The organism is Oerskovia gallyi, from assembly GCF_014836745.1.
Classification (GTDB): domain Bacteria; phylum Actinomycetota; class Actinomycetes; order Actinomycetales; family Cellulomonadaceae; genus Oerskovia; species Oerskovia paurometabola.
In genome coordinates, this window is sequence record NZ_JACSQE010000007.1 from 25,275 (window position 1) to 52,164 (window position 26,890).

24 protein-coding genes are annotated in these 26,890 nt (G+C 73.0%); 14 read left to right on the top strand and 10 right to left on the bottom strand.

Annotation, left to right across the window (positions count from 1 at the left end; all coding sequences use genetic code 11):
- The first annotated feature begins 41 nt into the window (after positions 1–41).
- The 3 genes from H9640_RS09850 to H9640_RS09860 all read left to right on the top strand — a co-directional run bounded on the left by H9640_RS09850 (position 42) and on the right by H9640_RS09860 (position 2,541).
- Entirely contained in the window at positions 42–1,040 is a 999-nt protein-coding gene (locus H9640_RS09850; protein WP_138824860.1) for a TIGR03557 family F420-dependent LLM class oxidoreductase, read from the top strand.
- A gap of 101 nt (positions 1,041–1,141) precedes the next feature.
- Positions 1,142–1,990 (top strand): coenzyme F420-0:L-glutamate ligase, encoded by an 849-nt coding sequence (gene cofE, locus H9640_RS09855; protein WP_318243741.1) that lies wholly within the window; start codon positions 1,142–1,144, stop codon positions 1,988–1,990.
- 161 nt (positions 1,991–2,151) lie between these two features.
- Positions 2,152–2,541 carry a hypothetical protein gene (locus H9640_RS09860; protein ID WP_191790550.1) on the top strand — a complete coding sequence of 130 codons (390 nt, stop codon included), beginning with the start codon at positions 2,152–2,154 and terminating at the stop codon, positions 2,539–2,541.
- A gap of 42 nt (positions 2,542–2,583) precedes the next feature.
- Here the strand turns inward: H9640_RS09860 and H9640_RS09865 are convergent, their stop codons facing one another.
- The 4 genes from H9640_RS09865 to H9640_RS09880 form a co-directional block, all read right to left on the bottom strand.
- Positions 2,584–2,949, bottom strand: coding sequence for a VOC family protein (locus H9640_RS09865; protein WP_191790551.1), 366 nt, complete (start codon positions 2,947–2,949; stop codon positions 2,584–2,586).
- 141 nt (positions 2,950–3,090) lie between these two features.
- The gene (locus H9640_RS09870) at positions 3,091–3,696 is read right to left on the bottom strand and encodes an HhH-GPD-type base excision DNA repair protein (protein ID WP_191790552.1); all 606 of its coding nucleotides are present in this window, start codon (positions 3,694–3,696) and stop codon (positions 3,091–3,093) included.
- Between the two features lie 73 nt (positions 3,697–3,769).
- Positions 3,770–4,183, bottom strand: coding sequence for a PNPOx family protein (locus tag H9640_RS09875; protein WP_191790553.1), 414 nt, complete (start codon positions 4,181–4,183; stop codon positions 3,770–3,772).
- A 171-nt stretch (positions 4,184–4,354) separates the two neighbouring features.
- Positions 4,355–5,308: an AraC family transcriptional regulator gene (locus H9640_RS09880; RefSeq protein ID WP_191790554.1), complete on the bottom strand. Its 954-nt coding sequence runs from the start codon at positions 5,306–5,308 to the stop codon at positions 4,355–4,357.
- Between the two features lie 135 nt (positions 5,309–5,443).
- Between H9640_RS09880 and H9640_RS09885 the strand changes: the two genes are divergently transcribed.
- From H9640_RS09885 to H9640_RS09895, 3 genes are all read left to right on the top strand, one after another.
- Positions 5,444–6,346, top strand: coding sequence for an NAD(P)H-binding protein (locus tag H9640_RS09885; RefSeq protein ID WP_191790555.1), 903 nt, complete (start codon positions 5,444–5,446; stop codon positions 6,344–6,346).
- A complete protein-coding gene (locus H9640_RS09890) occupies positions 6,346–6,927 on the top strand; it encodes an anthrone oxygenase family protein (RefSeq protein ID WP_191790556.1) in 582 nt (193 codons plus the stop codon). Before H9640_RS09885 ends, H9640_RS09890 begins: the two co-directional genes overlap by 1 nt.
- A gap of 84 nt (positions 6,928–7,011) precedes the next feature.
- Entirely contained in the window at positions 7,012–7,440 is a 429-nt protein-coding gene (locus H9640_RS09895; RefSeq protein ID WP_191790557.1) for a CoA-binding protein, read from the top strand.
- A 95-nt stretch (positions 7,441–7,535) separates the two neighbouring features.
- On the opposite strand, the gene H9640_RS09900 is transcribed toward H9640_RS09895, so the two are convergent.
- From H9640_RS09900 to H9640_RS09910, 3 genes are read right to left on the bottom strand one after another with little or no spacing between them, the layout of a single operon-like run.
- Positions 7,536–8,339 (bottom strand): putative F420-0 ABC transporter ATP-binding protein, encoded by an 804-nt coding sequence (locus tag H9640_RS09900; RefSeq protein ID WP_191790558.1) that lies wholly within the window; start codon positions 8,337–8,339, stop codon positions 7,536–7,538.
- Entirely contained in the window at positions 8,336–9,427 is a 1,092-nt protein-coding gene (locus tag H9640_RS09905; RefSeq protein WP_404821896.1) for a putative F420-0 ABC transporter permease subunit, read from the bottom strand. Before H9640_RS09905 ends, H9640_RS09900 begins: the two co-directional genes overlap by 4 nt.
- Positions 9,428–9,453: 26 nt before the next feature.
- Positions 9,454–10,518, bottom strand: coding sequence for a putative F420-0 ABC transporter substrate-binding protein (locus H9640_RS09910; protein WP_191790718.1), 1,065 nt, complete (start codon positions 10,516–10,518; stop codon positions 9,454–9,456).
- A gap of 257 nt (positions 10,519–10,775) precedes the next feature.
- Between H9640_RS09910 and H9640_RS09915 the strand changes: the two genes are divergently transcribed.
- The 3 genes from H9640_RS09915 (at position 10,776) to H9640_RS09925 (ending at position 13,902) form a co-directional block, all read left to right on the top strand.
- Positions 10,776–12,446 carry a molybdopterin-dependent oxidoreductase gene (locus H9640_RS09915; protein ID WP_191790559.1) on the top strand — a complete coding sequence of 557 codons (1,671 nt, stop codon included), beginning with the start codon at positions 10,776–10,778 and terminating at the stop codon, positions 12,444–12,446.
- Between the two features lie 142 nt (positions 12,447–12,588).
- Positions 12,589–13,359: an SDR family oxidoreductase gene (locus H9640_RS09920; RefSeq protein WP_191790719.1), complete on the top strand. Its 771-nt coding sequence runs from the start codon at positions 12,589–12,591 to the stop codon at positions 13,357–13,359.
- Between the two features lie 291 nt (positions 13,360–13,650).
- Positions 13,651–13,902 carry a hypothetical protein gene (locus H9640_RS09925; RefSeq protein WP_191790560.1) on the top strand — a complete coding sequence of 84 codons (252 nt, stop codon included), beginning with the start codon at positions 13,651–13,653 and terminating at the stop codon, positions 13,900–13,902.
- A 56-nt stretch (positions 13,903–13,958) separates the two neighbouring features.
- On the opposite strand, the gene H9640_RS09930 is transcribed toward H9640_RS09925, so the two are convergent.
- From H9640_RS09930 to H9640_RS09940, 3 genes are all read right to left on the bottom strand, one after another.
- Positions 13,959–14,795: a DUF2306 domain-containing protein gene (locus H9640_RS09930; protein ID WP_191790561.1), complete on the bottom strand. Its 837-nt coding sequence runs from the start codon at positions 14,793–14,795 to the stop codon at positions 13,959–13,961.
- Between the two features lie 194 nt (positions 14,796–14,989).
- Positions 14,990–16,498, bottom strand: a complete 1,509-nt coding sequence (locus H9640_RS09935) for a carboxylesterase/lipase family protein (RefSeq protein WP_191790562.1) — start codon at positions 16,496–16,498, stop codon at positions 14,990–14,992.
- Complete coding sequence (locus tag H9640_RS09940; protein WP_191790563.1) at positions 16,495–17,097, bottom strand: TetR/AcrR family transcriptional regulator; 603 nt, start codon at positions 17,095–17,097, stop codon at positions 16,495–16,497. Before H9640_RS09940 ends, H9640_RS09935 begins: the two co-directional genes overlap by 4 nt.
- A 99-nt stretch (positions 17,098–17,196) precedes the next feature.
- Between H9640_RS09940 and H9640_RS09945 the strand changes: the two genes are divergently transcribed.
- From H9640_RS09945 to H9640_RS09965, 5 genes are all read left to right on the top strand, one after another.
- Positions 17,197–18,555: an MFS transporter gene (locus tag H9640_RS09945; protein WP_191790564.1), complete on the top strand. Its 1,359-nt coding sequence runs from the start codon at positions 17,197–17,199 to the stop codon at positions 18,553–18,555.
- Positions 18,555–19,322, top strand: coding sequence for a phosphatase PAP2 family protein (locus tag H9640_RS09950; RefSeq protein ID WP_191790565.1), 768 nt, complete (start codon positions 18,555–18,557; stop codon positions 19,320–19,322). Before H9640_RS09945 ends, H9640_RS09950 begins: the two co-directional genes overlap by 1 nt.
- Positions 19,323–19,349: 27 nt before the next feature.
- Entirely contained in the window at positions 19,350–21,620 is a 2,271-nt protein-coding gene (locus tag H9640_RS09955; protein ID WP_191790566.1) for a glycoside hydrolase family 3 C-terminal domain-containing protein, read from the top strand.
- Between the two features lie 368 nt (positions 21,621–21,988).
- Entirely contained in the window at positions 21,989–25,372 is a 3,384-nt protein-coding gene (gene ileS, locus H9640_RS09960) for an isoleucine--tRNA ligase (protein WP_191790567.1), read from the top strand.
- On the top strand, positions 25,369–26,817 hold the full coding sequence (locus H9640_RS09965; RefSeq protein ID WP_191790568.1) for a bifunctional folylpolyglutamate synthase/dihydrofolate synthase: 1,449 nt from the start codon (positions 25,369–25,371) through the stop codon (positions 26,815–26,817). The genes ileS and H9640_RS09965 overlap by 4 nt, the downstream gene beginning before the upstream one ends.
- Positions 26,818–26,890 lie beyond the last annotated feature (73 nt).

Consider the following 26,890-nt stretch of genomic DNA (forward strand, 5'->3'; position numbering starts at 1 on the left):
ACCGGCGCTCGGGCGCGGGGCGCCCGTACTAAGGTCGATCCATGGACTTGACGATCGGCTACGCCGCCATGCTCGAGCAGTTCCACCCGACCGAGGTCATCGCCCTCTCCGAGTACGCCGAGAGCAAGGGCTTCTCGGGCGTCATGGCCGCGGACCACTTCCAGCCCTGGGTCCCCGCGCAGGGGCACTCGGCGTTCGTGTGGAACGTCCTGTCGGCCCTCGGCGAGCGCACGCGCGGCGACCTGGGACCGGGCGTCACGGCACCCACGTTCCGCTGGCACCCCGCGATGGTCGCGCAGGCCTCGGCGACGCTCGCCGCGATGTACCCGGGACGCCACTGGCTGGGCCTGGGCTCGGGCGAAGCCCTCAACGAGCACGTCACGGCCCAGTACTGGCCCGAGGCCCCCGAGCGCATCAACCGCATGTTCGAGGCCATCGACATCATCAAGAAGCTCTTCGCCGCGTCGCTCGCGGGCAAGGACACCAAGCACTCGGGGCAGTTCTACAAGCACGAGTCCACGCGCCTGTGGACCATGCCCGAGGTCGCCCCCGAGATCCTCGTCGCCACGGCAGGCCCGGTCACCGCGAAGCGTGCGGGCAAGCACGCCGACGGACTCATCACCGTAGGCGCGCCGCTCGAGAAGATCTCGATGCTGTTCGGCAAGTTCGACGACGGCGTCCGCGAGTCCGGCCGCGACCCGCAGACCATGCCCAAGGTCCTCCAGCTCCACATGTCGTGGGCCGAGACCGACGAGGAGGCCCTCACGAACGCCATGACGGAGTGGCCCAACGGCGGCATGAAGTTCCCCAAGGCCGACATCCGCTCGCCCTTCGACTTCGAGCAGATGGCCAAGCTCGTGCGCCCCGAGGACTTCGAGGGCCGCCTGGTCATCTCGTCCGACCCCGACGTGCACCGCGCCTACATCCAGAAGTTCGTCGACCTCGGCTTCGACCGCATCTACCTGCACAACGTGGGCCGGAACCAGCGCGAGTGGATCGACACGTTCTCGCGCGACGTCCTGCCGAAGCTCGTCCGGTGACGTCCTCTCCCGTCCCCCCGCCCGACGGCGCCGCTCACCCCGTTCCGGCCGCGTCGCCCGGGGCGCGGGGCGCCGAGGGTGACGAGACCCGCTTCACGGTCGTGGCGCCGTCGGGCATCGGGGAGATCTCGCCCGGGGACGACCTCGCGCGCATCGTGGGGGACGGCCTCGACCGCGAGGGCGGGCTGCGCGACGGGGACGTCGTGGTCGTGACGAGCAAGGTCGTCTCCAAGGCCGAGGGGCGCGTCGTCGCGGCCGCCGACCGCGAGCAGGCCATCACCGACGAGACCGTGCGCGTCGTCGCGACACGCCCCCACCCCGGGGGCGTGCTGCGCATCGTCGAGAACCGGCTCGGGCTCGTCATGGCCGCCGCCGGCGTCGACGCGTCCAACACGCCCGAGGGCACGGTGCTGCTGCTGCCCGTCGACCCCGACGCCTCGGCCCGCGCGCTGCGGGCGGCGCTCACGGAACGGTTCGGGGTGCGTGTCGGGGTCGTCGTGTCCGACACGGCCGGACGCGCGTGGCGCGAAGGCCTCACTGACCTCGCGATCGGCGTCGCCGGGGTGGTCGCGCTCGACGACCTGCGCGGCGGCATCGACTCCCACGGACGCGAGCTGTCCGTGACCGTGACGGCCGTCGCGGACCAGATCGCCGCGGCGTCCGAGCTCGTGCGCGGCAAGGCCGCCGGGCGACCGGTCGCCCTGGTGCGCGGGCTCGGTCGGTTCGTGACCGACGAGGACGGGCCAGGGGCACGCGTGCTCGTGCGGGCCTCGGAGACCGACATGTTTCGGGAAGGATCCGCGGAGGCGTACGCGCGGGGCGTAGCGGCTGAGCGGGCCGGCCGTGAGGCGATCGAGCGGGTCGCCCGCGAGGCGGGGTACGCCGACGGGTACCGCGACGGGTTCGCCGAAGGATTCCGCGAGGGGACGGGCACCCCTCAGCAGGGCTGACGTCGGGTGCGCCGGCGGGTGCCGAGAACGGGGTTGAGGTCGTTCTGGGGCGGTTGACGACCGGAAGGACGTGTTCGAGCGCGGGAAGGGTGGGCCCGTGCCGGGTTCCACCGACGGCAATTCGCTGGGCGCCGAGAGGCGGCCGTCGCTATCGTTCCTGGATGCTCCCCAGCGACTGGATACCGCACCGCCGACCCGACGACCGTGAGCACGTCGGCTGGATCCGGCCCGAGGGTGACGCCTGGGTCGCCGTCTCGCTCCTGGGTCACGACCTCACCGACCCGGTCGACTGGCTCGACGCCGAGGAGGCTCTCGACAGCACGGGACTGTCCTGGCTCGCGGACGTGTGGATGCTCGAGGACGAGGCGCGCGAACCACTGCGTGTCCGCCTCGTCGAGGTCACCCCGGAGCGCGTGGTCGTCCAGACCGACGACTTCGGGGCGATCGACGCGCACGTCGTGCGGTACGAGCTGCCGTGGCCGGCGCCCGCACGTCTGCGACCGCGACGCGCCGAGGACCCCGACGGTCGAGTGGTCTTCGGTCCTGCTTGACGGGGCGCGTCGGGCGACCGGGCGCAGGCCGTCGCACAGGCGTCAATCCGTGGTCGTGACGCCTTCGTAGAGGCCGAGCTGGTTGCCGTCGAGGTCCTCGAAGACGGCCCACCAGCTCGTCGGGCTGATCTGCGTCCTGGCCATGAGCACCTTGCCGCCGAGAGCGCCGACCTGGGCGAGCGTGTCGTCGATCGAGTCGACCTCGACGTAGCTGCGCGGGGTGGTGAACCCCTCCTCGCGCGGCGCGAGCCCGCCACCGCTGATCTGGTTGGGGGCCCGCCACATGGGGTACCCCTCGAATCCGGGGACCTCGGCGATGTCCCAGCCGAACAGTCCGCTGTAGAACGTGCGGGCCGCGTCGGTGTCGCCGACAGGGATGTCGATGTGCGTGATGTCGCCGTGAGCCATGAGAACTCCTCCGGAGGGAGAGCGGGCGCACGGACGCACGCCCGACGTCTGAACGCTACGTCCGTCGAGCACGGCAGGCACCTGCCGGACCGGGGGAGCGACGCCGTCGGGCAGGGGCGGAGGTCTCAGCGACCGGAGGGCTCAGCCCTTGGCGGCCCGCTCCGCCTTCGCCGCAGCCTTGGCCGCCTTCTTCGTCTCGCGGACCTGATCGAGGGAGTGCTGGTCGACGACGTCGGCGATCGAGCGTCGCGCGCCGTCCTCGCCGTACACCCCTGCCGCCTCGCGCCACCCTGCGGGCTGGACGCCGTACTGCTTGCCGAGGAGCGCGAGGAAGATCTTCGCCTTCTGCTCGCCGAATCCCGGCAGCGCTTTGAGCCGCTTGAGGACGAGGGGGCCGTCGGGGGCGCCGCCGTTGGGAGCCGGGTCGGTCCAGATCCGCGTGACGTCGCCGTCGTACTGCTCGTCGACGACCTGCGCCACGGCCTGCACACGGCCCGCCATGGAACCCGGGTAGCGGTGGATCGCCGGGGGAGTGGCCGCCATCGCAGCGAACGCCTCGGGCTCGGCCGTCGCGATGCGGTGCACGTCGAACCCGCCCATGCGCTGGGAGATCTTGAGCGGCCCGGCGAACGCCGACTCCATGGTGACCTGCTGGTCCAGGAGCATGCCGATGAGCAGCGCGAACGGGTCGGTGGACAGCAGCTGGTCGGCATCCGGGTCGCCGGTGAACCACAGGTCGTGTGCCATGTCCCCATCATGGCAGCCGTGCGGAGCGGGTGCCGGGGAGGGCTGGGGTGCCCGGGGCGACCCGGGAGGGCCCTCAGCGCGGCGGTCCCACCCGCCCGTCGAGGAACTCGTCCACCCGCAGCCCTCGCAGGGCGACCCGGATCACGGCGGGCACGAGCCGAAGTCCGTCGTCCCCGTGCAGGCGACGCAGGTCGTCGACGACGTACCCGTGCCCACCTCGCGTGAGCCCGAACAGCCCGACGGCCTCGACGTTCTTGAGCCAGTCGACGTCGGCCCCGTACGTCAGGGCGACGATCACGCGGACCTCGCGCGGGGCGTCGGTCGAGGGCGGTTCGCGGAACGCCATGACGGGCGTCGCGAAGGGGCGCCCGCTGCGCCGTCCGTGGTGGTGGACGGTCGCGAACGGTGGCACGCGCGACGAGACGCGCAGCACGAACGGGTTGAGGAACCGCCGGTTGCTCCGGGCGATCACGTGCGGGATGGGCATGTCAGCCATGGTGCGCGCGCCTGCGCGTCGTGGCCACCGCATGCGTCGGCGGGCGCGTCGCCGTGCCGACCATGCGGTTGTCGTCCCACGAGCATGCGGTTGTCGTCGGCCTGGACCCGTATCACGACGCCAACCGCATGCTCGGCGCCGAGGAGTCGTCCGGCGTCCAGGTCAGGCCGCCCCCGCTCGTTCCCGGTGCGCCGTCGGGCTCAGGCCGCGCACCCGCGTGAACGCGGCGCTCAGTGCGAACGGCGTCCCGTAGCCCACCTGCCGGGCCACCGAGCCGACGGTCGCGCCAGGTTCCAGCAGCAGGTCGGCCGCGAGGGTCAGCCGCCACCCGGTCAGGTAGCCCATGGGCGGCTCGCCCACGAGCTCGGTGAAGCGGCGCGAGAACGCGGCCCGCGACAGCCCGACGGTCCGTGCGAGCGCCTCGACGGTCCACGGCCGGGCCGGGTCGTGGTGCATGAGCCGTAGCGCGTGCCCGACCACGGGGTCGGCGTCCGCGCGGTACCAACCGGGCGCCTCGCCGCGGTCGAGCCAGGCGCGCAGTGCTCCGATGAGCAAGACGTCGAGCAGCCGGTCGAGCACGGCTTCTTGACCGGGCCGGTCGTGTGCCATCTCTCGGGCGAGCAGCGCGACGAGGTCGGCGTCGAGTTCCCCGCTGCGCAGCACGACCAGCGCGGGCAGCACGCTCAGGAGCCGGCCCCCCACCTCGCCCTCGAGAGGGTAGGTGCCGGTCAGCAGGATGGTCGGCCCGTCGGGGTGGTTGCCCCACGTCCGGACGCCGAGCCCGGTCAGGGGGGAGGCCCCGCCGTCGACCGGCCGGCAGATGCCGACGGCGTCGCTCACGATCTGCGGGGGCGTCCCGGGGGAGTCGGCGACCGTGTAGTGGCGTGGTCCGCGCACGAGCGCGACGTCGCCCGCGCCGAGATGGGCCTCGAGCCGAGGCTCGTTGGGTCCGGGGCCGGCGTCCACCCCGATCCACGCATGTCCGCGCACCACGGGGACGAGCGTGAGCGGGGCCTCGTCCTCGATCCGCATCGACCACGGCGGAGCCAGGAGCGACCGCAGCAGGAAGGCGCCGCGCACGCGGGGGCCGTCGAGAAGTCCGGCGACAGCGTCCATGCGTCGACCGTACGCGCCCTGGCCGCGCGAGGGAAGACGAACGGACATGGCGTCGATCCTTTCAACCATGGAACGTCTCGCGCGGAGCCGGTTGACTCGAACCACAGCACGGACCATCGATCACAGGAGACCGCCATGACCGCGCACGAGCACCCCACAACCTCCCTCGCCGGACCGACCGCCGACGGCGTCCAGCCCCTCGTCGCCGTCGTCGGGGCGACGGGAAAGACGGGCCGCCGCGTCGCAGCCCGCCTGGCCGCCGCGGGGATCCCCGTCCGTCCCCTCTCGCGCAGCACAGAGATCCGCCACGACTGGGACGACCCCACGACCTGGGCGCCGGCAGTCGCCGGAGCCGACGCCGCCTACGTGGCCGTCGCCCCCGACCTCGCCGCCCCCGGCATCCCCGAGACCGTCGCGGAGTTCGCCCGCGTCGCGCGCAGCCAGGGCGTACGCCGACTCGTGCTCCTCTCGGGGCGCGGCGAACCCGAGGCGGAGCGTGCCGAACAGCTCGTCGCCGACGCCTTCCCGTCCGGCACCGTCCTGCGCTGCGCCTGGTTCGACCAGAACTTCACCGAGGGCTTCCTGCTGGACCCCGTGCTCGACGGCGTCGCCCTGCTGCCCGTCTCCGACGCCGTCGAGCCGTTCGTCGACCTGGAGGACGTCGCCGAGGTCGCCGTCGCCGCGCTCACCCAGGAAGGGCACGAGGGGCGAACCTACGAGCTCACCGGGCCACGCCTGCTGACCTTCGGTGCGGCGCTCGCAGAGATCGGGGCGGTGAGCGGGCGTGACGTCCGGCTGCAGACCATCACCGGTGACGAGTTCGCGGGTGGTCTGACCGCTGCGGGACTCCCGGCCGACATCGTCGACCTCATGGGCTACCTCTTCACCGAGATCCTGGACGGGCGCAACGCCTCTCTGGCCCACGGGGTCCACGAGGTCCTGGGGCGCGAGCCGCGGGACTTCACCGAGTTCGCGCGGCGCGAGGCCGCGGCGTGGGCGCAGACCGACGCCTGGGCCCCGCTGCCCGGGGTGCACTGATGGACGCGCTCGGCGCCCTCGGGTGGGCCGTGGTCGGCGCGGCCGTCGGCTGCGCGCTGGTCGGGGGAGTGCTCTTCGCGTTCTCGACCTTCGTCATGGCGGGCCTGCGGTCGGTCGCTCCGGAAGTGGGAGCGGCTGCGATGGCCTCGATCAACCGGCACGCGACCAAGGTGCCCTTCGGTGCGCTCCTCCTCGTCACGACCGGGCTCGTGGCTGTGCTGGGCGTCGTCGCCGCGACCCGGCTGGGGGACGCAGGCATGCCCCTCGTCCTCGCGGGTGCCGTGGTCTACCTCGTGGGCGGGATCGGCGTGACCGCTGCAGTGAACGTCCCGCTCAACGACCGCCTCGAGGCCGCCGACGCAGCGGCCTCGACCGCGGGTCCACGGCCGGGTGAAGCCTCACCCTCCGGTGGAGGGTCGGGTCGGGTGGCGGTGCGTCCCGCGAGCCCGACGGCGGAGCGCGACCGGGTCTGGGCGCAATTCCTCGGGCGTTGGGTCGCCTGGAACCACGTGCGGACGGGTGCGTGCGCGGCGGCCGCGCTGCTCCTGACCCTGGGACTGGTGACGCACCTCGTGGGGTGAGCGGCGCCGTCGGGCCGGGTCCTGTTCCAGTCGCGCCGGGGGACGAGCAGGAATAGCCGCTCCCGTGCCGAGGTTCGCCCCGGTATGAGCGAACAGAGCTGGGGCGACGACGCCACGATCCGCAAGGTCCTCGCGGACACCGAGACCTGGGCCGTGGTGGGCCTGTCGAACAACTCGGCCCGCGCCGCGTACGGGGTGGCGCAGCTGCTCCAGCGTCAGGGCAAGCGGATCGTGCCCGTCCACCCGGCGGCCGAGACGGTGCACGGTGAGCAGGGGTACGCCTCGCTCGCCGACATCCCGTTCCCGGTCGACGTCGTGGACGTGTTCGTGCGCTCCGACCTCGCGGGCGACGTCGCGGACCAGGCCGTGCAGGTCGGCGCCCAGGCCGTCTGGTTCCAGCTCGGCGTGGTCGACGCGTACGCGTTCGACCGCGTGCGCGAGGCCGGCCTGGACATGGTCATGGACCGCTGCCCCGCGATCGAGTGGCCGCGCCTGGGCCCCGCCGGGCGCTAGCAGGGTGCCGAGAACGGGGTTGAGGTCGTTCTGAGTACGAGAACGACCTCAACCCCGTTCTCGGCCCCCGGGGGCCCCCGGGGGGCACGGCGGGGTCAGTCGCCGAAGACCAGGACCGGGCGGCCCGTGCGCGGGTGGGTCAGGACGTCGCAGCGGACGCCGTACACCGGCTCGATCACCGCGGGTACCAGCACGTCCCGCACCGCGCCGGCCGCGACGACACGCCCCTCCGCGAGCACCACCACGTGGTCGCACGTGGCGGCCGCGAGGTTGAGGTCGTGCAGAGCCGCCAGGACCGTGACGCCGTCCGCCGCGAGCTTGCGCAGCACCGTCATGGCCGCGAGCTGCGCCGCGATGTCGAGATGGTTGGTGGGTTCGTCGAGCAGCAGAAGCGCCGGGTCCTGGGCGAGCGCGCGGGCCATGTGCACGCGCTGGCGCTCGCCTCCGGACAGCGTCGCGAGCGACCGGTCGGCGAGGTCGCCGACGCCCGCGCGGACCAGTGCCTCGCGCGCCACCGCCCGGTCGGCCTCGGTGTCGCCCGCGAGGAGCGAGCGGTGGGGGATGCGGCCGAGCAGCACGGCGTCGAGCACCGAGATCGGCAGGTCGGTCGACGCGTCCTGCTCGACGAGCGCGAGGCGGCGAGCCCGGCGTCGGCGCGGCATGCCCAGGAGGTCCTCGCCGTCGAAACGGACCTCGCCCGCGTCGGGGACCTGCGTGGCCGCGATCGCCCGCAGCAGCGTCGACTTCCCGGACCCGTTCGGCCCCAGCAGCCCGCTGACGGCCCCCGGCGGGGCGGTCACGTCGACCCCGTCGAGGATGAGCCGCGACCCGGCCGACCAGGAGACGCGCGAGGCGTCCAGTCCACGAGCGCCGTCCGCGCCCGGAGCCCCAGAGGTCACAGCGCCCGCCTCCCTCGCCACAGGATGACCGCGAAGACGGGCGCGCCGATCGCGGCCGTCAGGATGCCCACGGGCAGCTCGCGCGGGGCGAAGATCGTGCGAGCGAGCGTGTCCGCCCACACGAGGAACGAGCCGCCGAGCAACGCCGCGAGGGGCAGCAGGACGCGGTGGCGAGCCCCGGTGAGCAGCCGGACGGCGTGCGGCAGGATCAGCCCGACGAACCCGATCGCCCCGGACACCGACACGAGGGCTCCCGTGAGCAGCGCGACCCCCACGAGCAGCAGCCAGCGCGTCCGGTTCACGGCGATGCCGAGGCCTGCGGCCGCGGTGTCGCCGAACGTGAACGCGTCGAGCACCGACCCGGTCGAGGCGAGCAGCGTCCCGAGGACCAGCACGGCCCCGCCCGCGATCGCCACGGACGTCCACGTGGCGCCCGCGACCGAGCCCATGAGCCACGACAGGATCTCGCGGTAGGAGTCGCCGGTCGCGGACCAGAAGATGACGAACGACGTCGCCGCGGCCGCGAGCTGGCTCACCGCGAGGCCGGCGAGGACGGTGCGGGTCGGGGTGATGGCCCCGAGCGAGCCCGCGAGCGCGAGGGCAGCGACCAGGGCCAGGACCGCACCGCCGAACGCCGCGACGGGCAGCAGGACGCTCACGCCGAGGACCAGGACGAGGACCGCGCCGAGCGACGCGCCCGACGAGAGTCCCAGCAGGTACGGGTCGGCGAGCGGGTTGCGTGTGAGGGACTGCATGACGCCGCCGCAGATCGCGAGACCGGCCCCCACGGCCGCTGCGGTCAGGACGCGCGGCAGGCGCAGCTGCCACACCATGCCGTCCTGGAGCAGCGGGAGCGGTTCGAGACCGAGCAGCCCGCCGAGCCCGACGTGCGTCGCGACCGAGCGCCACACGTCGCCCCACGTGAGGTCGGCGGGGCCGATCGTCACGGCGACCACGATGCTCACGACGAGCGCGATCGACGCCCCGGCGAGCCACCACGGGGTGGCTTGCCGGGCCCCGGGGGAGCGGCGCGCAGGGCGGTGCACAATGGCACGCGCTCCCGACGGGTCGGCGCTTGTCGTGGGCACGAGGCTTCTCACCGGTTCGGGACTCCTCAGGGGACCGTGATCGCCGCGAGCTGTGCGCCGAGGTCCTTGACGGCGTCGACGTTGCGCACGCCCGCCTCGGTCGCGGGGAACGGCACGGTCAGGAAACGGTCGCCCTGCACGGCCGTGAGGTTGGCGGTCGCGGGGTTGGTCTTGAGCGCGTCGATCTTCGACTGCGCCGTGTTCCAGGCCGAGTCGACGAGCACGATCACGTCGGGGTCGGCCGCGATGATCTCCTCGAACGAGAACGGCGTCCAGGTGTCCTGGACCGAGGCGGCGATGTTCTCGAGCCCGACGGCGTCCATGATCATCTGCGGGGCGCCGATCCCGGCCCCGACGTAGGGGATGTCCGAGCCCGAGGAGTACCACAGGGCCGTGAGCCCGCGGTCGTCCGCCTGCACGGCGTCGAGCTCGGCGCGCTGGGCCGCGACGAGGTCCTGCGCCGTCCCGGCGACGTCGAAGATCTCTCCCGCCTCGGTGATCTCGGCGAACACGTCGTCGAACGTCAGGGGGTCGGGCTTGTACGCCTCGGCCTTGCAGGCCGAGGGGGAGACGTAGGTCTGGACGCCGAGCTGCTGGAGGGTCGTGCGGTCGCCCGCGCCCTCGGCGGTGAGGTTCGACTCCCATCCTGCGTACACGAGGTCCGGCGCGAGCGTCAGCACGGCCTCTGCGCCCGGGACCTTGTCGGTGAGCGGCGTCGCGACGACCGGGAGGTCCGCCGCGGCGTCGGCCCACTGCTCGGCGACGGGCCCGTCGGGGAACGCGGTCCCCACGAGCCGGTCGCCCAGCCCGAGCGCGAGCATCATCTCGGTCGTGCTCGACTTGATCGTCACGACCTTGTGCGGGGCGGCGTCGAACGTGACGTCGAACCCGCAGTTGTCGAGCGTCAGGGGATAGGTCGTGGCCGAGGCCTCCGCGGTCCCGGAGGGCGCCGCGCTCGGCTCGCCGGACGCCAGGGTCTGGCCGCCCGCGCACCCTGCGAGGGCGAGCGAGGAGGCGAGGACGAGCGCCGCCGTCGGGCCTGCGCGGCGCGCGCGGCGGGCGGGACGGACGGACGGTCGGACAGGGCGCAGCGTGGGCACGGCACTCCAGGTCGGGAGGTCGCCGGCCGGTGCGGGGCACGGCGGCGCGGCGAGATGCGAGAGGGTAGGGCGCCACAATCCGCGACGAGGATCCGCGGTCCAAGCACGGGCCGCTGCGGCGAGCCAAGCGCGGCTCGCGATCCGTGTCCCAGCCTAGTAGGTCGGCGGGCGCGTGGTGCGACGGTTCAGCGGTCGGCGAAGCGCTCGGTGCTCCACGCGCAGGCGCCGGGCGGTCCTACAGTGGGCACATGAGCCCGACGGCGGAGCCCGCCCCTCCCGGCACGTCCGGACGCGCGTCCCGGGGACGGGGCGGACGCACCGACCCGACGCGCCTGTGGGCGCCGCTGCTGGGGATCGTCTCGGCGCTCGGGGCTTTCGCCGTGGCCGAGCTCGTCGCGCTCGTCGTGGGTTCGGGGTCGAGCCCCGTGCTCGTCGTGGGGGCCGGGGTGGTCGACCGGGTGCCGCCGTGGCTCAAGGACTTCGCGGTCGAGACGTTCGGGACCGCGGACAAGACCGTGCTGCTCCTCGGGATCGTGCTCGTGCTCGCGGTCGCGGCCGTCGCGGCGGGGATCCTCGAGACGCGGCGGCCGCCGTGGGGGACGGCCCTGCTCGTGGTGGTCGGCGCCGTGGGCGTCCTGGCCGCCGTCACGCGACCCGACGCGACACCCCTGTGGGCGCTGCCGACCGTGGTGGGGGTCGGGGTCGGCATCATGCTCCTGCGGACGGGAGCGGCGCGGCTGCGGGCGTGGCGAGGCTCGGCGCTCAGCCCGGTCGTGGCTCCGACGGGTCCGGCCGCGCCCGAGACCCCGCTGAGCGCGGCGCGCCGGCGCGAGGCGCTCGACCGCCGGTCCTTCCTGGTCTTCGCGGGCCTGACCACGGCGACCGCGCTCGTGGTCGGCGGGGCCTCTCGCATGCTGTCGGCGGGCTCGCGCGCCCTGACCGCGGTGCGGGACGCGATCCGCCTCCCGGCGCCGGTCGGCCCGGTCGTCGTCGTCCCTGCGGGCGCGAGCCTCGACGTGCCCGGCCTCACCCCGTACGTGACGCCCAACGACGAGTTCTACCGCATCGACACGGCCCTGCGCGTGCCCGAGGTGAACCCCGACGACTGGCGGCTGCGCGTCGTCGGGCTGGTCGAGGAGGAGATCGAGATCTCGTTCGACGAGCTGCTCGCGCTACCCCTCGTGGAGCACGCCACGACCCTGACGTGCGTGTCCAACCAGGTGGGCGGGGACCTCGTCGGCAACGCGGTGTGGCTCGGCCACCCGGTGCGCGACCTGCTCGCTCGCGCCCGGCCGCACGCCGACGCCGACATGGTCCTCTCGCGCAGCGCGGACGGCTGGACGGCGAGCACGCCGCTCGACGTACTGACGGACCCGGGCCGGGAGTCACTGCTCGCGGTCGGCATGAACGGCGAGCCGCTGCCGCTCGCGCACGGCTTCCCCGTGCGCATGGTCGTGCCGGGCCTGTACGGGTACGTGTCGGCGACCAAGTGGGTCGTCGAGCTCAAGGTCACACGCTTCGCCGACGACGTCGCGTACTGGTCGACGCGCGGCTGGTCGCAGCGGGGACCGATCAAGATGTCGTCCCGCATCGACGTGCCGCGCTCCGGTGCGTCGGTCTCCCCGGGGGCCGACGGGGACGTGGTCGTCGCAGGAGTCGCCTGGTCGCAGCACACGGGGATCGCGGGCGTCGAGGTGCGGGTCGACGACGGGGAGTGGGAGCAGGCTGACCTCGCCGAGACGATCTCGGCCGACACGTGGCGGCAGTGGTCCTGGAGGTGGGCGGCGCCCGAGAAGGGCCGCCACGACCTCGCGGTGCGGGCGACCGACGCGGACGGGGCCGTCCAGACGTCCGTCAAGGCCCCGCCCGCGCCCGACGGGTCGAGCGGCCTCTACTCGATCGGCGTGACCGTGGCCTGAGCGCGGCCGTCCAGCATGCGAGAGGCCGCAGGGTCGGCGCCGGCCGCGCCGTCGGGCGTGGCAAGGTAGGGGCGTGACGACCTCGCCGACCACGCCCGTGCCCACCCCTTCGACAACCTCGTCCGCGGCTGCTGACGCGTCCGTGCAGACCCGGCGCGCCGTGGTCACCGGTGCCTCGTCGGGCATCGGTGCGGCGACCGTGCGCCGCCTGCGTGCGCAGGGGTGGGACGTCGTCGCGTTCGCGCGCCGCGCGGCCCTGCTCGACGCCCTCGCGGTCGAGACGGGCGCGCACCCCGTGGTCGGGGACGTCACGAGCGACGACGACGTCGCGCACCTCGTGCGCGAGGCCGAGGCCCGCGGCCCGGTCCACGCGGTGCTCAACATCGCGGGCTTCGCGAGCGGCACGGACCCGATCGACGCGAGCGACCTGGACCGCTGGCGCGCGATGTTCGAGACGAACGTGCTGGGCACCGTGCGCGTGACCAAGGCGTTCCTGCCCGCGATCCGTCGCGCGGGCTTCGGCACGGTCCTCGTGCTGACGTCGACCGCGGGGCACGACGCGTACAGCGGCGGGTCCGGCTACGTCGCGACCAAGCACGCCCAGGCCGCGGTCGCCGAGACCCTGCGGCTCGAGCTCAACGGCGAACCCGTCCGGGTCCTGGAGGTCGCGCCCGGCATGGTCCGCACCGAGGGGTTCTCCCTGACCCGGTTCGACGGCGACCAGGCCCGGGCCGACGCGGTCTACGACGGCGTCGAGGCGCCGCTGACCGCCGACGACGTGGCCGACGTCGTGACGTTCGTCGTGACCCGGCCCCAGCACGTCGCGATCGACACGCTCGTGCTGCGTCCCGTCGCGCAGTCGTCCACGACGCTGCTGGCTCGCGGCCCGCTCGTGACCCGGACCGACAGGTGATCCCGCCCAGGCTGGGACGTGCTTGTCGGCGTGGGCACGGCCTGGCATGATGACGCTCGTGATCCCCGCCGCGCACCCCCTGAGCACCTGCGTGCTCCCGGTGCGCCCCTGGGCGGTCCGTGCGTCGAGCTGTTGTTGAGGGCTCGCTGACGCTCCAGCAGCGCGCGACCTGGTGTCAGCGAGCAGTGCCACGCCCCTCCCTCTGAAGAGAGGGCGTGATGGTCACCGATCAGTTCTCCGGTACTGGTCGGTCTGCCCTCGTGAGCACCCGCCTCGACTCCAGGACCTCCCATGAACCTCGCTCTGATCTCCCACCCGTTCGCCGTGACCGGAGACGTCGACCCCCTCGGCCACCTGGTCGCCCACGACCCGTGGTTCGCCGCGGCCTCGCACGGCGGCGCGCCGTCGACGTCCCCCGGCCCGACGGCGCAGCCCGGCCCGGGCAGCGCGCTCACCATCGAGTGGCTCGTCGCACGCGACATCGACACCTACCGGGCGCGGCGCGGCGAGGCCCCGCTCGGTCGGTCGGCGACCGGGCGCTGACGCGGCGGCCTCTCGCAGCGGTGTCTCGCGTCGCCCCGGGCCCTCGCGGCGCGGGCTCATGTCGCGGCGCGCACCGCGACGGGTGAGGTCATGCGCAGCCCGGGCAGGTTCCGCCGGGCGATCAGCCACTCCGCGATCACGACGTTCGGCAGCCAGCACAGGAACGCGACGGGGGCGTACGCGGTCTCGAACAGCGTTCCCGGGTCGGCGTCAGGGCCGGCGAACGGCGTCTGGACGGCCACGAGGACCCCGACCCACAGGCGCAGCGTCACGGCGGCGTAGGTCAGGGCGAAGCAGCGGATCATCCACGCCTGGTGCTCGGCGACGCGCCCCGCACGGATCGCGCGGTACGCCTTCCAGCCCGTCCACGCCCACAGGACCGCGAGCGTCCCGAACCCGAAGAACCCGAGGAAGGCGACCGAGCTCGCGGTCGAGATGACGAAGCCCGTGAGCGAGCCCACCCCGACCCCGACCAGGTACACCCTGCCCAGCACGCGGTGCACGCGCGGGGCACGGCGGCGCCAGCGGGAGACGAACTGCAGCGGTCCCACCAGCAGCGCGAGCCCGGCGAACGCGACGTGCAGGTAGAACGCGAGCTGGATCGCCGGCGAGCGGTTCGCGAACGTCGAGGCGAGGCCGGTGTCGTCCTGGGCGAGCTCGTCGAGCGTCGCGCCCGTGTAGGAGGTGAGCAGGATCGCGGCCATGGCGATCGAGCTGAGCGCGACCCAGACGAGGCCCGGCCGGAAGCGACGGGTGCGTCCGGTCGGTCGCTCGGGGTCGGCCGGTCGAGCGTGGCCGGCCGGCCCCGAGGGGCGGTCGGGACGGGAGGTGCTCGTGCGGCCGGGCGCTGTGGCGGCGCCGGGCGAGGCCGCCGCCTCGGAAGGAGTGGGCATCGTCGCCTCGTTCTCGGGTCGGGGTGCGGGGCAGGAGGACGGGCGAGCGTGCCGTCGCCCTCCTGCTCCAGCGTCCCGTCCCGCACGATCCCGGCGACAGGGGGGGAGTCCCCCCGAAAACCTGGCGGCCCGCCCCCGGCCCGTGCGGGACCGGTCCGGTACCCGGGTCCAGCAACCGACCCGGGGGCGGGGGCTCAGACCAGGGCGCGGACCTCGGCGTAGCCGTCGGGCAGGACGGAGGGGGTCGGCATGTCCCCGCCGAACACGCGCGTCGCACCCGGGGCGTCGGACCAGGCGCGCCACCCGGGAGCACCCTCGTGGACGAGCGCGACGGCCGCGCCGTGGAGCTCGTCCGCCAGGTCCTGGGGCGGGTTGTCGCCCGCGATGAGGTCGACCTTCTCGGCGTCGAGGCAGTCGAACCAGAACGGGACGTCGAGGCAGTGCGCGGCCCAGCCGAGCGTCGGGGACGCCCACGAGAAGCGGTACACCCAGGTGGGGTGGGCGGCGCGTGCCTCGGCGATCCGGACGATCGGCGCCCGGAACATGCTGTCGGTCATGAACCGGCCGAGCACCGCTGCGGTGCCCTTGCGTCGCTGGGCCTTGTTCGCGGCGAGGTAGGCCTTGCGGCGCGAGCGGTCGGTGAGGAGCTTGCCGAGGACGATCGACGCGGGCAGGAAGCGCAGCTTGTTCTTCGCGGCGTCGGTCGCCATCGTGAACTCGTCGTCGGTCGCGCCGAGCACGAGCGGCTTGTCGCCGCCGACCCCGGTGCGCAGCGACTCGAGCGTCGGCCGGGTGATCAGGTCTCCGTCGATCATCGGTCCCCACGGCAGACCGTCCCGGAGCATCGCCGCCACGCCCGCCATCGGGTCGAGGCCGTCGGGGTTGGAGGCCTCGTCCTGCAGCTCGAGGACGCGGGGCTCGGGCAGCGACGCGAAGCCGTCGCGCGTGGCCTCGACCCCGGCGAGGCGGGCGAGCGTGTCGGCGAAGGTCTTGGCGCGTGCCTCGGTCACGTCCCCCACGGCGCCCGAGAGGCACCACGCCGACCGGAAGAGGTGCTGCGCGGAGGGCATGCCCAGCAGCGTCAGCACGGCGCCGCCCCCGGCGGACTGCCCGGCGAGCGTGACGCGCGAGGGGTCGCCGCCGAACGCCGCGACGTTGCGCTGGACCCAGTCGAGCGCCAGCAGCCAGTCCCGCACCCCGCGGTTGGACGGCGCGCCCTCGATGCGCCCGAACCCGTCGAAGCCGAGCCGGTAGGAGACCGACACGGTCACGACGCCGTCGCGGTTGAACGCGCGCCCGTCGTACCAGGGGCTCGCCGGGGAGCCGGCCGTGTACCCGCCGCCGTGGATGTAGACGAGCACCGGCAGGCCGGCGTCGGGTGCCCCGGGGGCGGGCGTGTACACGTTGACGTTGAGCGTCGAGTCGCCGGGGATCGACGGTTCCGGGATCAGCGTGATCTCGGCGAGCTGCTTGCGCTGCGGGGTCGCGCCGAGCTCGGTGGCGTCCCGCACGCCGTCCCAGGGGGCGACCGGCACCGGAGCCTCGAAGCGCAGGGCGCCGACGGGGGCTTCGGCGAACGGGATGCCGAGGAACGCTGCGGAGGACTCGCGCCAGACGCCGCGGACCTGGCCGGCGTCGATCGTGACGACGGGGCCGTCCAGGGTGGGGTCGATCGCCTCGGCGTCGGTCACGGGGGTGCTCATGCGGTGGTGCTCCGTTCGGAGGGGAAGACCCCGAGGGACACGAGCAGCCGCTCGATCTCGGAGGCCATGTCGATGGTGGGGTCCTGCAGCCAGAGGGTCTGCAGGCCGTCGGCGACGGCGGTGATGACGAGACCCAGCGAGGCGGTGTCGACGTCGGTGGGATACCGCCCGGCGAGCTTGCCCTCCTCGACGAGCCCCGCGAACATCGCCTGCATCCCCGCCCGGCGCTCGGCGAAGAAGGCATGGGCCGGGTGCTCGTGGTCGCTCGCCTCGGCGTTGAGGCGCGTGTACAGCTCGACGAGCCCGGGGACCTCGGCGTTGTGCCTCACGACCTGCAGGAACACCCGGAACGGGTCGAGCGTGGACTCCGTGCGGTAGGTCTCCAGATCGAGCTCGTCGCGCTTGCGCAGGATCGCGGTGAACAGCTCGTCCTTGCTGTCGAAGTAGTGCAGCAGGCCCGCCTGGCTGAGGCCGGCCGCGTCCGCGAGCTCCTTGACCGATGCCCCGCGGTATCCCTCCCGGGCGATGACCTCGAGCGCCGTCGAGAGGATCTCCTCCCGCTTGGCGATGCCCTTCGCGTATGAACCTCGCTGTGCCATGCGTCGACCCTAGACCGGAGACCCTTGCACTTCAATACCGAGTGCCATACTGTTTTGGCGACGCTCAAGGATGAGCGCCTGTCCGACGAAGGATCCGCCATGACACTGCCGTCCGATTCCCCATCCACCGCTCCGGCCTCGGCTCCGACGCCCACCCCCGCGCCGGCGCTCGCCGTCGACACGTTCGCCGCCGCCGAGGAGTTCATCGAGGAGGCGTCCGGCCAGGACGATCCGCCGCCCCTCGTCACCGGCACGCCCAAGCGTCTGCTCGGCTGGATCGTCCCCGCCAACTTCTCGGTCTTCATGATCTGGGGCGCCGTGGGCGGACTGCTGATGCCCCTCCAGGTGCAGACGCTCGGTGAGGCCGACAAGGTCGGCAACCTGGCGGTCGTCGGCACGTTCGGGGCGCTGGCCGCCCTGCTCGCCCAGCCGATCGCCGGCCAGATCTCGGACCGCACGCGCAGCCGGTTCGGCCGTCGCGCACCGTGGCTCGTGCTGGGCGCCCTCGTCGGCGGCCTGGGCCTGCTGGCCATGGGCTTCGCGAACAGCCTCGTGGGCATCGTCGTCGGCTGGGTGATCGTCCAGGTCGCCTACAACTTCGCGCAGGGACCGCTCAGCGCGATCATGCCGGACCGTGTCCCGCGCGCCCTGCGCGGCACGTTCGCCGCGCTGTCGGGGCTCGGGCTCATGCTCGGAGCCCTCGGCGGATCGATCCTCGGTGCGCAGTTCGCGGACTCGATCCAGCTCGGCTACCTCGTCTTCGCAGGCTTCACGCTCATCGTGCTGACCCTGTTCGTCGTCTTCAACCCCGACCACTCCAGCAAGGACCTGGCCAAGGAGCCGTTCGACGTCGGAGAGTTCCTGCGCACCTTCTGGGTCAGCCCCCGCAAGCACCCCGACTTCTTCTGGGCCTTCACCGGTCGCCTGCTCCTGTACACGGGCTACTTCGCCGTGACCGGGTACCAGCTGTTCATCCTGCAGGACTACATCGGGCTCGGGCAGGCCGGGGCAGTCGCCGCCGTGCCGTTGTTCAGCCTCGTCAGCCTCGCCGGTGTGCTCGTCGCGACGCTCGTCTCCGGACCCCTGTCCGACCGGTTCCAGCGCCGCAAGGTCTTCGTCTTCCTGTCCTCGGCCCTCGTCGGCCTGGCGCTCCTCATCCCCGTGTTCGTGCCGAGCTTCGTGGGCTGGGCCATCTTCACGTTCGTCTCGGGCCTCGGCTTCGGGATGTTCCAAGCCGTCGACACGGCGCTCATGAGCGAGGTGCTGCCGTCGGCGAAGTCGTTCGCGAAGGACCTCGGCGTCGTCAACATCGCCGCCACGCTGCCGCAGACGCTCGCCCCCGCGTTCGCGGGCCTGATCATCCTCAGCTTCGGGGGCTACGTCGCGCTGTTCCCGGTGGGGATCGTCCTGAGCATCCTCGGTGCCTGCGCGGTCTGGCCCATCAAGGCGGTGCGGTGATGACGGCCGAGGTCGTCCAGCCGCAGCGGGAGGACGCCCGGGTGCCCCACCCCGACCGCCCGAGGGCGATGCTGTGGTGGTCCCTGGGGCTCGTCACGGCCTTCGCGCTCATGGGGATGCTCGTCGCACAGGACTCCGCCACGCCCCTCACGCAGCCGCTCGACGACTGGTGGCGCGGACTCGTCGGCGTCGGGCCCGACAGCGACCTGTACCCGTCAGCGCTCCCCATGTTCTTCCAGCACCTCGGCGAAGGCCCGGGGGCGCTCGTGGGCATGGTCCTGATCCCTGGTGCCCTCGCGTTCGTCGGCCGCTGGCGCTCGGCGCTCTTCTTCCTCACGGTGACCCTGGTCGGACCGGGGCTGCTCTCGCAGGGCATGAAGAACCTTGTCGACCGTCCGCGGCCCGCGGTGGACGAGACGCTCGGCCTGTTCGGACCGTTGTTCCGGGTGGACCACGGCTCGTTCCCCTCGGGGCACGCCGTCATGGCGGGCGCGCTCGTCGTCGGCATCGCGGCCCTGATCCCGGCAGCACGCCGCACCGCCCGCACGCTCTGGTGGTGCGTCGGTGGGCTGGTCATGCTGGGAATGGTGTGGCAGCGGACCCTCATCAACGCGCACTGGCTCTCCGACACCGTCTTCGGGCTCGTCGCGGGCGTCGCCGGGGCGCTCCTCGTGTGGTGGGCGTTCTGGCCCCTGCTCCAGCGCGACCACGGGCGCCCCGTGTGGTTCTGCCACCTCGGCGCCCGCCACCAGCCCTCCCCAGCCTGAACGACGAACGAGAGAGAAGGACAGGACATGACCGACACCATCGAGGACGGCACGACCGCCGTCGCCGGCCTGACGCTCGAGGAGAAGGCGTCGCTGACCAGCGGCGCGAGCTTCTGGTGGACCAAGGGCGTCGAGCGCGCCGGCATCCCCGCCGTGATGCTCACCGACGGCCCGCACGGTCTGCGCAAGCAGCGTGGCAGTGCCGACCACCTCGGCATCGGCGACAGCGTCCCTGCGACGTGCTTCCCCCCTGCCGTGGGACTCGGCTCGTCGTGGGACACCGACCTTGCGCACCGCGTGGGTGAGGCGCTGGGCGTCGAGTCCTCGATCGAGGACGTCGCCGTCATCCTCGGCCCGGGCGTGAACATCAAGCGCTCGCCGCTGTGCGGCCGCAACTTCGAGTACTTCTCGGAGGACCCGATCGTGTCCGGGATCATGGCGGCCGCGCTGGTGCGTGGCACGCAGTCGACGGGCGTCGGCACGTCGCTCAAGCACTTCGCGGCCAACAACCAGGAGCACGACCGGATGCGGGCTTCGAGCGACGTCGACCCGCGCCCCCTGCGCGAGATCTACCTGCGCGGCTTCCAGCGGGTCGTCGAGGACGCCCAGCCGTACACCGTGATGTGCTCCTACAACCGGGTCAACGGCGTCTTCGCGTCCGAGGACCCGTTCCTGCTCACGCGCGTGCTGCGCGACGAGTGGGGCTTCGCGGGGCTCGTGGTCTCGGACTGGGGCGCCGTCAACGACCGGGTCTCGGCGCTCGCGGCCGGCCTGGACCTGGAGATGCCGTCGTCGGGCGGCGTGACCGACGCGCAGATCGTGGCCGCGGTGCGCGACGGCTCGCTCGACGAGAGCGTCGTGGACGCCTCGGCCGCGCGGGTCGCGCACCTCGCGACGCGCTGGCAGGGCACGCCGCGCGTGGAGGGCCCCCTCGACGTCGACGCGCACCACGCGCTCGCGCGCGAGGTGGCCGGCCGGTCGATCGTGCTGCTGAAGAACGACGGCGGCCTGCTCCCGCTCCGGGCCGAGCGCTCGGTGGCCCTCATCGGGGCCTTCGTCGACCAGCCCCGGTACCAGGGGGCCGGGTCCTCGATGATCAACCCGACCCGGATCGACTCGGTGGCCCGCGAGGTCGCGGTCAAGGTCGGGGAGGACCTCGTCTCCCGGGCGCGGGGCTTCACGCTCGACGGCTCGGGGGACGCGGCCGCGCTGCGGGCCGAGGCCGTCGCCCTCGCGGCAGAGCACGACGTCGCCGTGGTCTTCCTCGGTCTGCCGCCCGCGGCCGAGTCCGAGGGCTACGACCGCGAGCACATCGACCTGCCGGTCGAGCAGCTCGAGCTCCTCGACGCGGTGCTCGAGGTCAACCCCGACACCGTGGTCGTCCTGTCCAACGGCAGCGTCGTCGCGCTCCCGTTCGCGGACGACGTCTCGGCGATCCTCGAGGGCTGGCTGCTCGGACAGGCCGGCGGCGGCGCGATCGCCGACGTGCTGTACGGCGACGTCAACCCGTCGGGCAAGCTCACCGAGACCATCCCGGTGCGCCTCGAGGACACCCCGGCGTTCCTCAACTTCCCCGGGGAGGACGGGCACGTCCGCTACGGCGAGGGGCTGTTCGTGGGCTACCGCTGGTACGACGCGCGCCGGATCGAGGTGACCTTCCCGTTCGGGCACGGCCTGTCCTACACGACGTTCGGGTACGGGGAGGCCACGGCTGCCGTGACCGGCGACGGCGACGTCGAGGTGCGGGTCGTGGTCACGAACACGGGGGACCGGGCCGGCCGCGAGGTCGTGCAGGTCTACACCGGGCTCGTCTCGACGGCCGTGCAGCGCCCCGAGCGAGAGCTCAAGGCGTTCGCGCTCGTCGCGCTCGAGCCGGGCGAGAGCCGCGAGGTCGTCCTCACGGTCCGTCGGGCGGACCTCGCATACTGGCACGTCCGCGCCGACCGCTGGGTCGTCGAGGGCGGCGAGTACACGGTGGACGTGGCCGCGTCGTCGCGCGACGTGCGCTCGTCCACGACCGTCGAGGTCGCGGGGGACCAGCTCGTCATGCCGCTCACGCGCGAGTCCTCGCTCGCCGAGGTGTTCGCGCACCCGGTCGCGGGGCCGGTCGTGCAGCAGGCCATGGCGCAGATGGCCTCGGCCATGGAGGGCGCGGCGTCGATCATGCCGGAGGGCGTCGACATGGCCAAGATGATGGGGTCGTTCCCGATCGGGCGCATCGGCATGATCGCGGGGGACTCCTTCGGCCCCGAGCAGGTCGACCAGCTCCTGGCGACGGCGAACGGAGCGAGCGCCTGAGCCTCGCCTGACCGGGGGTGGGGGCCCGGCGCCTCGCGGCGCCGGGCCCGCGCCCCTGCGTGGCCGTCGGCCTCGGCGCGCTCGCGGGGGGCGGCGCGTTATCATGGGGCCACAGGCGTCGACCCGGCCATCACCGGTGAGCCTCCGGAAGAACAGGTCCCGCGGCGCGGGACCCCAGTAGAACCGGACGGGTAGGCCCGTCACAGCCGTGTCGAGCGGTCGCCGCTCGGGTGCCCACAGCGCCCGACGACGGCAAGCGGGGTGGTACCGCGGCTCGCCTTCTCCCTCGGGAACCAGGGAGGGGTGGTCGTCCTCGCACGAGCACGTCCCGGACCACCGCCTGCCACTCACGATGGAGCCACTGAGCCATGGCCTACCCTCTGCACCGCACCGACGACACCGCCCCTGACGGTCAGGGCCACCAGATCCCCGCCAGCCCTCACCTGCCCGCGCTCGAGCGTGGCGTGCTGTCGTACTGGTCCAAGGACGACACGTTCCGAGCGTCGATCGAGCACCGTGAGGCGGGCCAGGACGGCGACAACGAGTTCGTCTTCTACGACGGCCCGCCGTTCGCGAACGGCCTGCCGCACTACGGCCACCTCCTGACCGGGTACGCCAAGGACGTCGTGCCGCGCTACATGACGATGCGCGGCAAGCGCGTCGAGCGCAGGTTCGGCTGGGACACGCACGGCCTGCCGGCCGAGCTCGAGGCCGAGCGCGTGCTGGGCATCACCGACAAGTCCCAGATCGAGGCCATGGGCATCGCCGCGTTCAACGAGGCCTGCCGCGAGTCCGTGCTCAAGTACACGGACGAGTGGAAGGAGTACGTGACGCGCCAGGCGCGCTGGGTCGACTTCGCGAACGACTACAAGACGCTCGACATCACCTTCATGGAGTCGGTGATCTGGGCGTTCAAGCGCCTGTACGACAAGGGGCTCGCGTACGAGGGCTACCGTGTGCTGCCGTACTGCTGGCGCGACGAGACGCCGCTGTCGAACCACGAGCTGCGCATGGACGACGACGTGTACCAGTCGCGCCAGGACCCGGCGCTCACGGTCGGGTTCCGGCTCTCCGCCGACGTCACGGACGGCGTCGCCGCAGCCGCAGCCGGTGCCCTCGTCCTCGTGTGGACCACGACCCCCTGGACGCTGCCCTCGAACCTGGCGGTCGCCGTCGGGCCGGACGTCGACTACGTCGTGGTGCGCGCCGGTGCCGGCTCGGCCGTGGCCGGTGACACGGTCGTGCTCGCGGCCGCCCGGCTGGGCGCCTACACCAAGGAGCTCGGGGAGGACGCCGAGGTCCTGGCGACCGTCAAGGGCGCCGACCTCGCCGGGCTGCGCTACACGCCGGCCTTCGACTACTTCACGGACCGTTCGGCCGAGGGCTGGCCGAACGCGCACCAGGTGCTCGTGGCCGACTTCGTGACGACCGAGGACGGCACCGGTGTGGTCCACCTGGCTCCGGCCTTCGGTGAGGACGACATGGCCGTGTGCGACGCCGCGGGCATCGTGCCCGTCGTGCCCGTCGACGCGCGGGGGCGCTTCACCAACGCGGTCCCGGACTACGCGGGCGAGCAGGTCTTCGACGCCAACCCCAAGGTCATCAAGGACCTCAAGGAGGGCACGGGCCCGCTCGCACGCGTCGCGGTCGCCTCGCGTGCCGTCGTGCTGCGCCACGAGACCTACCAGCACTCCTACCCGCACTGCTGGCGCTGCCGGAACCCCCTGATCTACAAGGCGGTCTCGAGCTGGTTCGTGCGCGTGACCGAGTTCCGCGACCGCATGGTCGAGCTCAACCAGGACATCACCTGGACGCCCGAGCACATCCGTGACGGCCAGTTCGGCAAGTGGCTCGCGGGTGCTCGCGACTGGTCCATCTCGCGCAACCGCTACTGGGGCACGCCCATCCCCGTGTGGGTCTCGGACGACGCGAACTACCCGCGCATCGACGTCTACGGCTCGATCGCCGAGCTCGAGGCCGACTTCGGCGTGCCCGTCACGGACCTGCACCGCCCGTTCATCGACGACCTGACGCGCCCCAACCCGGACGACCCGACCGGGAAGTCCGTCATGCGCCGCATCCCCGACGTCCTGGACGTCTGGTTCGACTCGGGCTCCATGCCGTTCGCGCAGGTGCACTACCCGTTCGAGAACGCGGACTGGTTCGAGCACCACTACCCGGGCGACTTCATCGTCGAGTACATCGGCCAGACCCGCGGCTGGTTCTACACGCTGCACGTCCTGGCCACGGCCCTGTTCGACCGCCCGGCGTTCCGTTCGGCCGTCTCGCACGGGATCGTGCTCGGCTCGGACGGGCGCAAGATGAGCAAGTCGCTGCGCAACTACCCGGACGTCTCCGAGGTCCTGGACCGGGACGGCTCCGACGCGATGCGCTGGTTCCTCATGAGCTCGCCCATCCTGCGCGGCGGGAACCTCATCGTCACCGAGGAGGGCATCCGCGACTCGGTGCGCCAGGTGCTGCTGCCGCTGTGGAGCACGTACTACTTCTTCACGCTCTACTCGAACAACGCGAACGGCGGCGCGGGATACACCGCGCAGCGCGTGGCACCGGAGCGCGTCGCGGACCTCCCGGCCCTCGACCGCTACCTGCTGGCCCGCACGCACGACCTGGTCGACGCCGTGACGACCCAGCTCGACGCCTACGACATCGCGGGCGCGTGCGAGAGCGTCCGTGAGCACCTCGACGTGCTGACGAACTGGTACGTCCGCACGCAGCGCGACCGCTTCTGGGACGAGGACGCGGACGCGTTCGACACGCTGTGGACGGCCCTCGAGGTCCTCACGCGCGTCATGGCGCCGCTCGCGCCCCTGCTCTCCGAGGAGGTCTGGCGCGGGCTCACGGGCGGGCGCAGCGTGCACCTGACCGACTGGCCGAGCGTCACGGCGCAGGAGACGGCCGAGACCCCCGCCGACTCGCTCGCGGGCGTCCTGGTCGCCGACGACGAGCTCGTCGCCTCGATGGACCTGGTCCGTTCGGTGGCGTCCCTCTCGCTCGGGCTGCGCAAGGCGCACTCGCTGCGCGTGCGTCAGCCGCTGAGCACGCTGACCGTCGTGACCGAGGACCCTGCCGCGCTCACGCCCTACGCCGACCTCCTGGCTCGCGAGCTCAACGTCAAGACGGTGCGCTTCCTCGACCTGGAGTCGGGCGCGGCCGACGAGTTCGGCGTCTCGCAGAAGCTCACGGTCAACGCGCGGGCCGCCGGACCGCGCCTGGGCCGCGGTGTCCAGGCGGTCATCAAGGCCGCCAAGGCGGGTTCGTGGCGCGTGGGCGACGACGGCTTCGTCGTCGTCGAGACGCCCGACGGCGACGTGCCGCTGCTCGGCTCGGAGTACGAGCTGACGACCGTCGTGCTCGCCGAGCAGGGCCACGACGAGGTCGACCCGGCGGCGCCGTCGATCGCGGCGGCCGTGCTGCCCTCGGGCGGGTTCGTGGTCCTCGACCTCGAGCTGAACGACGCGCTCCTGGCCGAGGGGTACGCACGCGACGTCGTGCGCGAGGTCCAGGACGCCCGCAAGGCCGCCGGCCTCGAGGTCTCCGACCGGATCGACCTGTCGCTCTCGGTGCCGGGCCCCTGGCAGGGCGCGGTCGAGGACCACCGCGAGCTCATCGCGGGCGAGACCCTCGCCGTGAGCGTCACGATCGACCTGTCGCCGACCGACGAGCGCAGCGTGCTCGTCGCCAAGGCGTCGCCCACCGCTTCGTCCGACCAGACCGACGGGGCGCAGGCATGAGCGGCCTCCGCGTGGGCCGGGGTGCCGGCGAGCGCCCCGGCGACAAGGACGCCCGGCGCCCGGGCGGCGCCGCGCACCAGCGCACCGCCGAGGAGACCGCCGCGCTCGAGGACCTGGCCACGGTGTACGCGCACATCATGGACCGGGCCCCCGAGCACGACATCGACCCGACGCTCGACCGCGTGCAGCGGGTCCTCGAGCTCCTGGGCGACCCCCAGAAGGCGTACCGGACCGTCCACATCACGGGGACCAACGGCAAGACCTCGACCTCGCGCATGGTCGAGCGGCTCGTGCGCGAGCACGGCCTGCGGACCGGGCGCTTCACGAGCCCGCACCTGACGTCCGTCACCGAGCGCATCGCGATCGACGGCGAGCCCGTGAGCCCCGCGCGCTTCGTCGAGATCTGGGAGGACGTCGCGCCCTACGTCGGCGTGGTCGACCGGGAGTCGCAGGAGGCCGGCGGGCCGCGGCTGAGCTTCTTCGAGGTGCTCACGGTCATGGCCTTCGCCGCGTTCGCCGACGCCCCCGTGGACGTCGCGATCGTCGAGGTGGGCATGGGTGGCAGCTGGGACTCGACCAACGTCGTGGACGGCGACGTCGCGATCGTGACCCCCATCTCGATCGACCACACGCGCTGGCTCGGCCACACGATCGAGGAGATCGCGACCGAGAAGGCCGGGATCGTCAAGGAGGGCGCGGTCGTCGTGCTCGCCGAGCAGAGCGACGTGGCCGAGGCCATCGTGATCGAGAGGGCCGCCGCCAAGGACGCCCGCGTCCTGCGCGAGGGGCAGGACATCGCGGTCGCGGGACGGACACCGGCGGTCGGGGGACAGGTCGTCGACCTGCGCACCCCGGCGGGTCTGTACACACAGATCTTCCTGCCCATGATCGGCGAGCACCAGGCGCACAACGCCCTGCTCGCGCTGTCCGCGACCGAGGCGCTGCTCTCGGGCGGCCGCGCGCTCGACGGAGGGGTCGTCGAGGCCGCGTTCGGCGACGTGTCGTCGCCCGGTCGGCTCGAGGTCCTGCGGTCGAGCCCGACCGTGATCGTCGACGCGGCCCACAACCCTGCAGGGGCCGAGGCGCTCGTCGCGGCCGTCGACGAGGCGTTCGAGTTCGAGCGCCTCATCGGGGTCGTCGCGATCATGGGGGACAAGGACTCCGAGCAGATCCTCTCGGTGCTCGAGCCCGTCCTCGCCGAGATCGTCGTCACGCGCAACTCGGCCGAACGGTCGGCCGACCCGACCGACCTCGCCGAGATCGCGATCGACGTCTTCGGCGAGGACCGCGTCCACACCGCGGAGCGCCTCGACGAGGCGCTCGCGATCGCGGTCGACCTGGCCGAGCGCGACGACTCGGTCGGCGTGGGCGTCGGGACAGGGGTCCTCGTGACCGGGTCCGTGATCACCGCGGCCGACGTGCGGATCCTGCTCGGGCGCGGCTGAGGTCTGCTGCACGACCACCGCGCAGGGCGCCCCTCGAGCGCGGGGCGCCCGGCGTCGTCGGGAGACCGGAGGC

Coding starts and splice junctions, on each gene's coding strand:
- H9640_RS09850 (WP_138824860.1), top strand. CDS start 42: ATGGACTTGACGATCGGCTACGCCGCCATGCTCGAGCAGTTCCACCCG.
- H9640_RS09860 (WP_191790550.1), top strand. CDS start 2,152: ATGCTCCCCAGCGACTGGATACCGCACCGCCGACCCGACGACCGTGAG.
- H9640_RS09865 (WP_191790551.1), bottom strand. CDS start 2,949: ATGGCTCACGGCGACATCACGCACATCGACATCCCTGTCGGCGACACC.
- H9640_RS09870 (WP_191790552.1), bottom strand. CDS start 3,696: ATGGCACACGACCTGTGGTTCACCGGCGACCCGGATGCCGACCAGCTG.
- H9640_RS09875 (WP_191790553.1), bottom strand. CDS start 4,183: ATGCCCATCCCGCACGTGATCGCCCGGAGCAACCGGCGGTTCCTCAAC.
- H9640_RS09880 (WP_191790554.1), bottom strand. CDS start 5,308: ATGGACGCTGTCGCCGGACTTCTCGACGGCCCCCGCGTGCGCGGCGCC.
- H9640_RS09885 (WP_191790555.1), top strand. CDS start 5,444: ATGACCGCGCACGAGCACCCCACAACCTCCCTCGCCGGACCGACCGCC.
- H9640_RS09890 (WP_191790556.1), top strand. CDS start 6,346: ATGGACGCGCTCGGCGCCCTCGGGTGGGCCGTGGTCGGCGCGGCCGTC.
- H9640_RS09895 (WP_191790557.1), top strand. CDS start 7,012: ATGAGCGAACAGAGCTGGGGCGACGACGCCACGATCCGCAAGGTCCTC.
- H9640_RS09915 (WP_191790559.1), top strand. CDS start 10,776: ATGAGCCCGACGGCGGAGCCCGCCCCTCCCGGCACGTCCGGACGCGCG.
- H9640_RS09925 (WP_191790560.1), top strand. CDS start 13,651: ATGAACCTCGCTCTGATCTCCCACCCGTTCGCCGTGACCGGAGACGTC.
- H9640_RS09930 (WP_191790561.1), bottom strand. CDS start 14,795: ATGCCCACTCCTTCCGAGGCGGCGGCCTCGCCCGGCGCCGCCACAGCG.
- H9640_RS09935 (WP_191790562.1), bottom strand. CDS start 16,498: ATGAGCACCCCCGTGACCGACGCCGAGGCGATCGACCCCACCCTGGAC.
- H9640_RS09940 (WP_191790563.1), bottom strand. CDS start 17,097: ATGGCACAGCGAGGTTCATACGCGAAGGGCATCGCCAAGCGGGAGGAG.
- H9640_RS09945 (WP_191790564.1), top strand. CDS start 17,197: ATGACACTGCCGTCCGATTCCCCATCCACCGCTCCGGCCTCGGCTCCG.
- H9640_RS09950 (WP_191790565.1), top strand. CDS start 18,555: ATGACGGCCGAGGTCGTCCAGCCGCAGCGGGAGGACGCCCGGGTGCCC.
- H9640_RS09955 (WP_191790566.1), top strand. CDS start 19,350: ATGACCGACACCATCGAGGACGGCACGACCGCCGTCGCCGGCCTGACG.
- ileS (WP_191790567.1), top strand. CDS start 21,989: ATGGCCTACCCTCTGCACCGCACCGACGACACCGCCCCTGACGGTCAG.
- H9640_RS09965 (WP_191790568.1), top strand. CDS start 25,369: ATGAGCGGCCTCCGCGTGGGCCGGGGTGCCGGCGAGCGCCCCGGCGAC.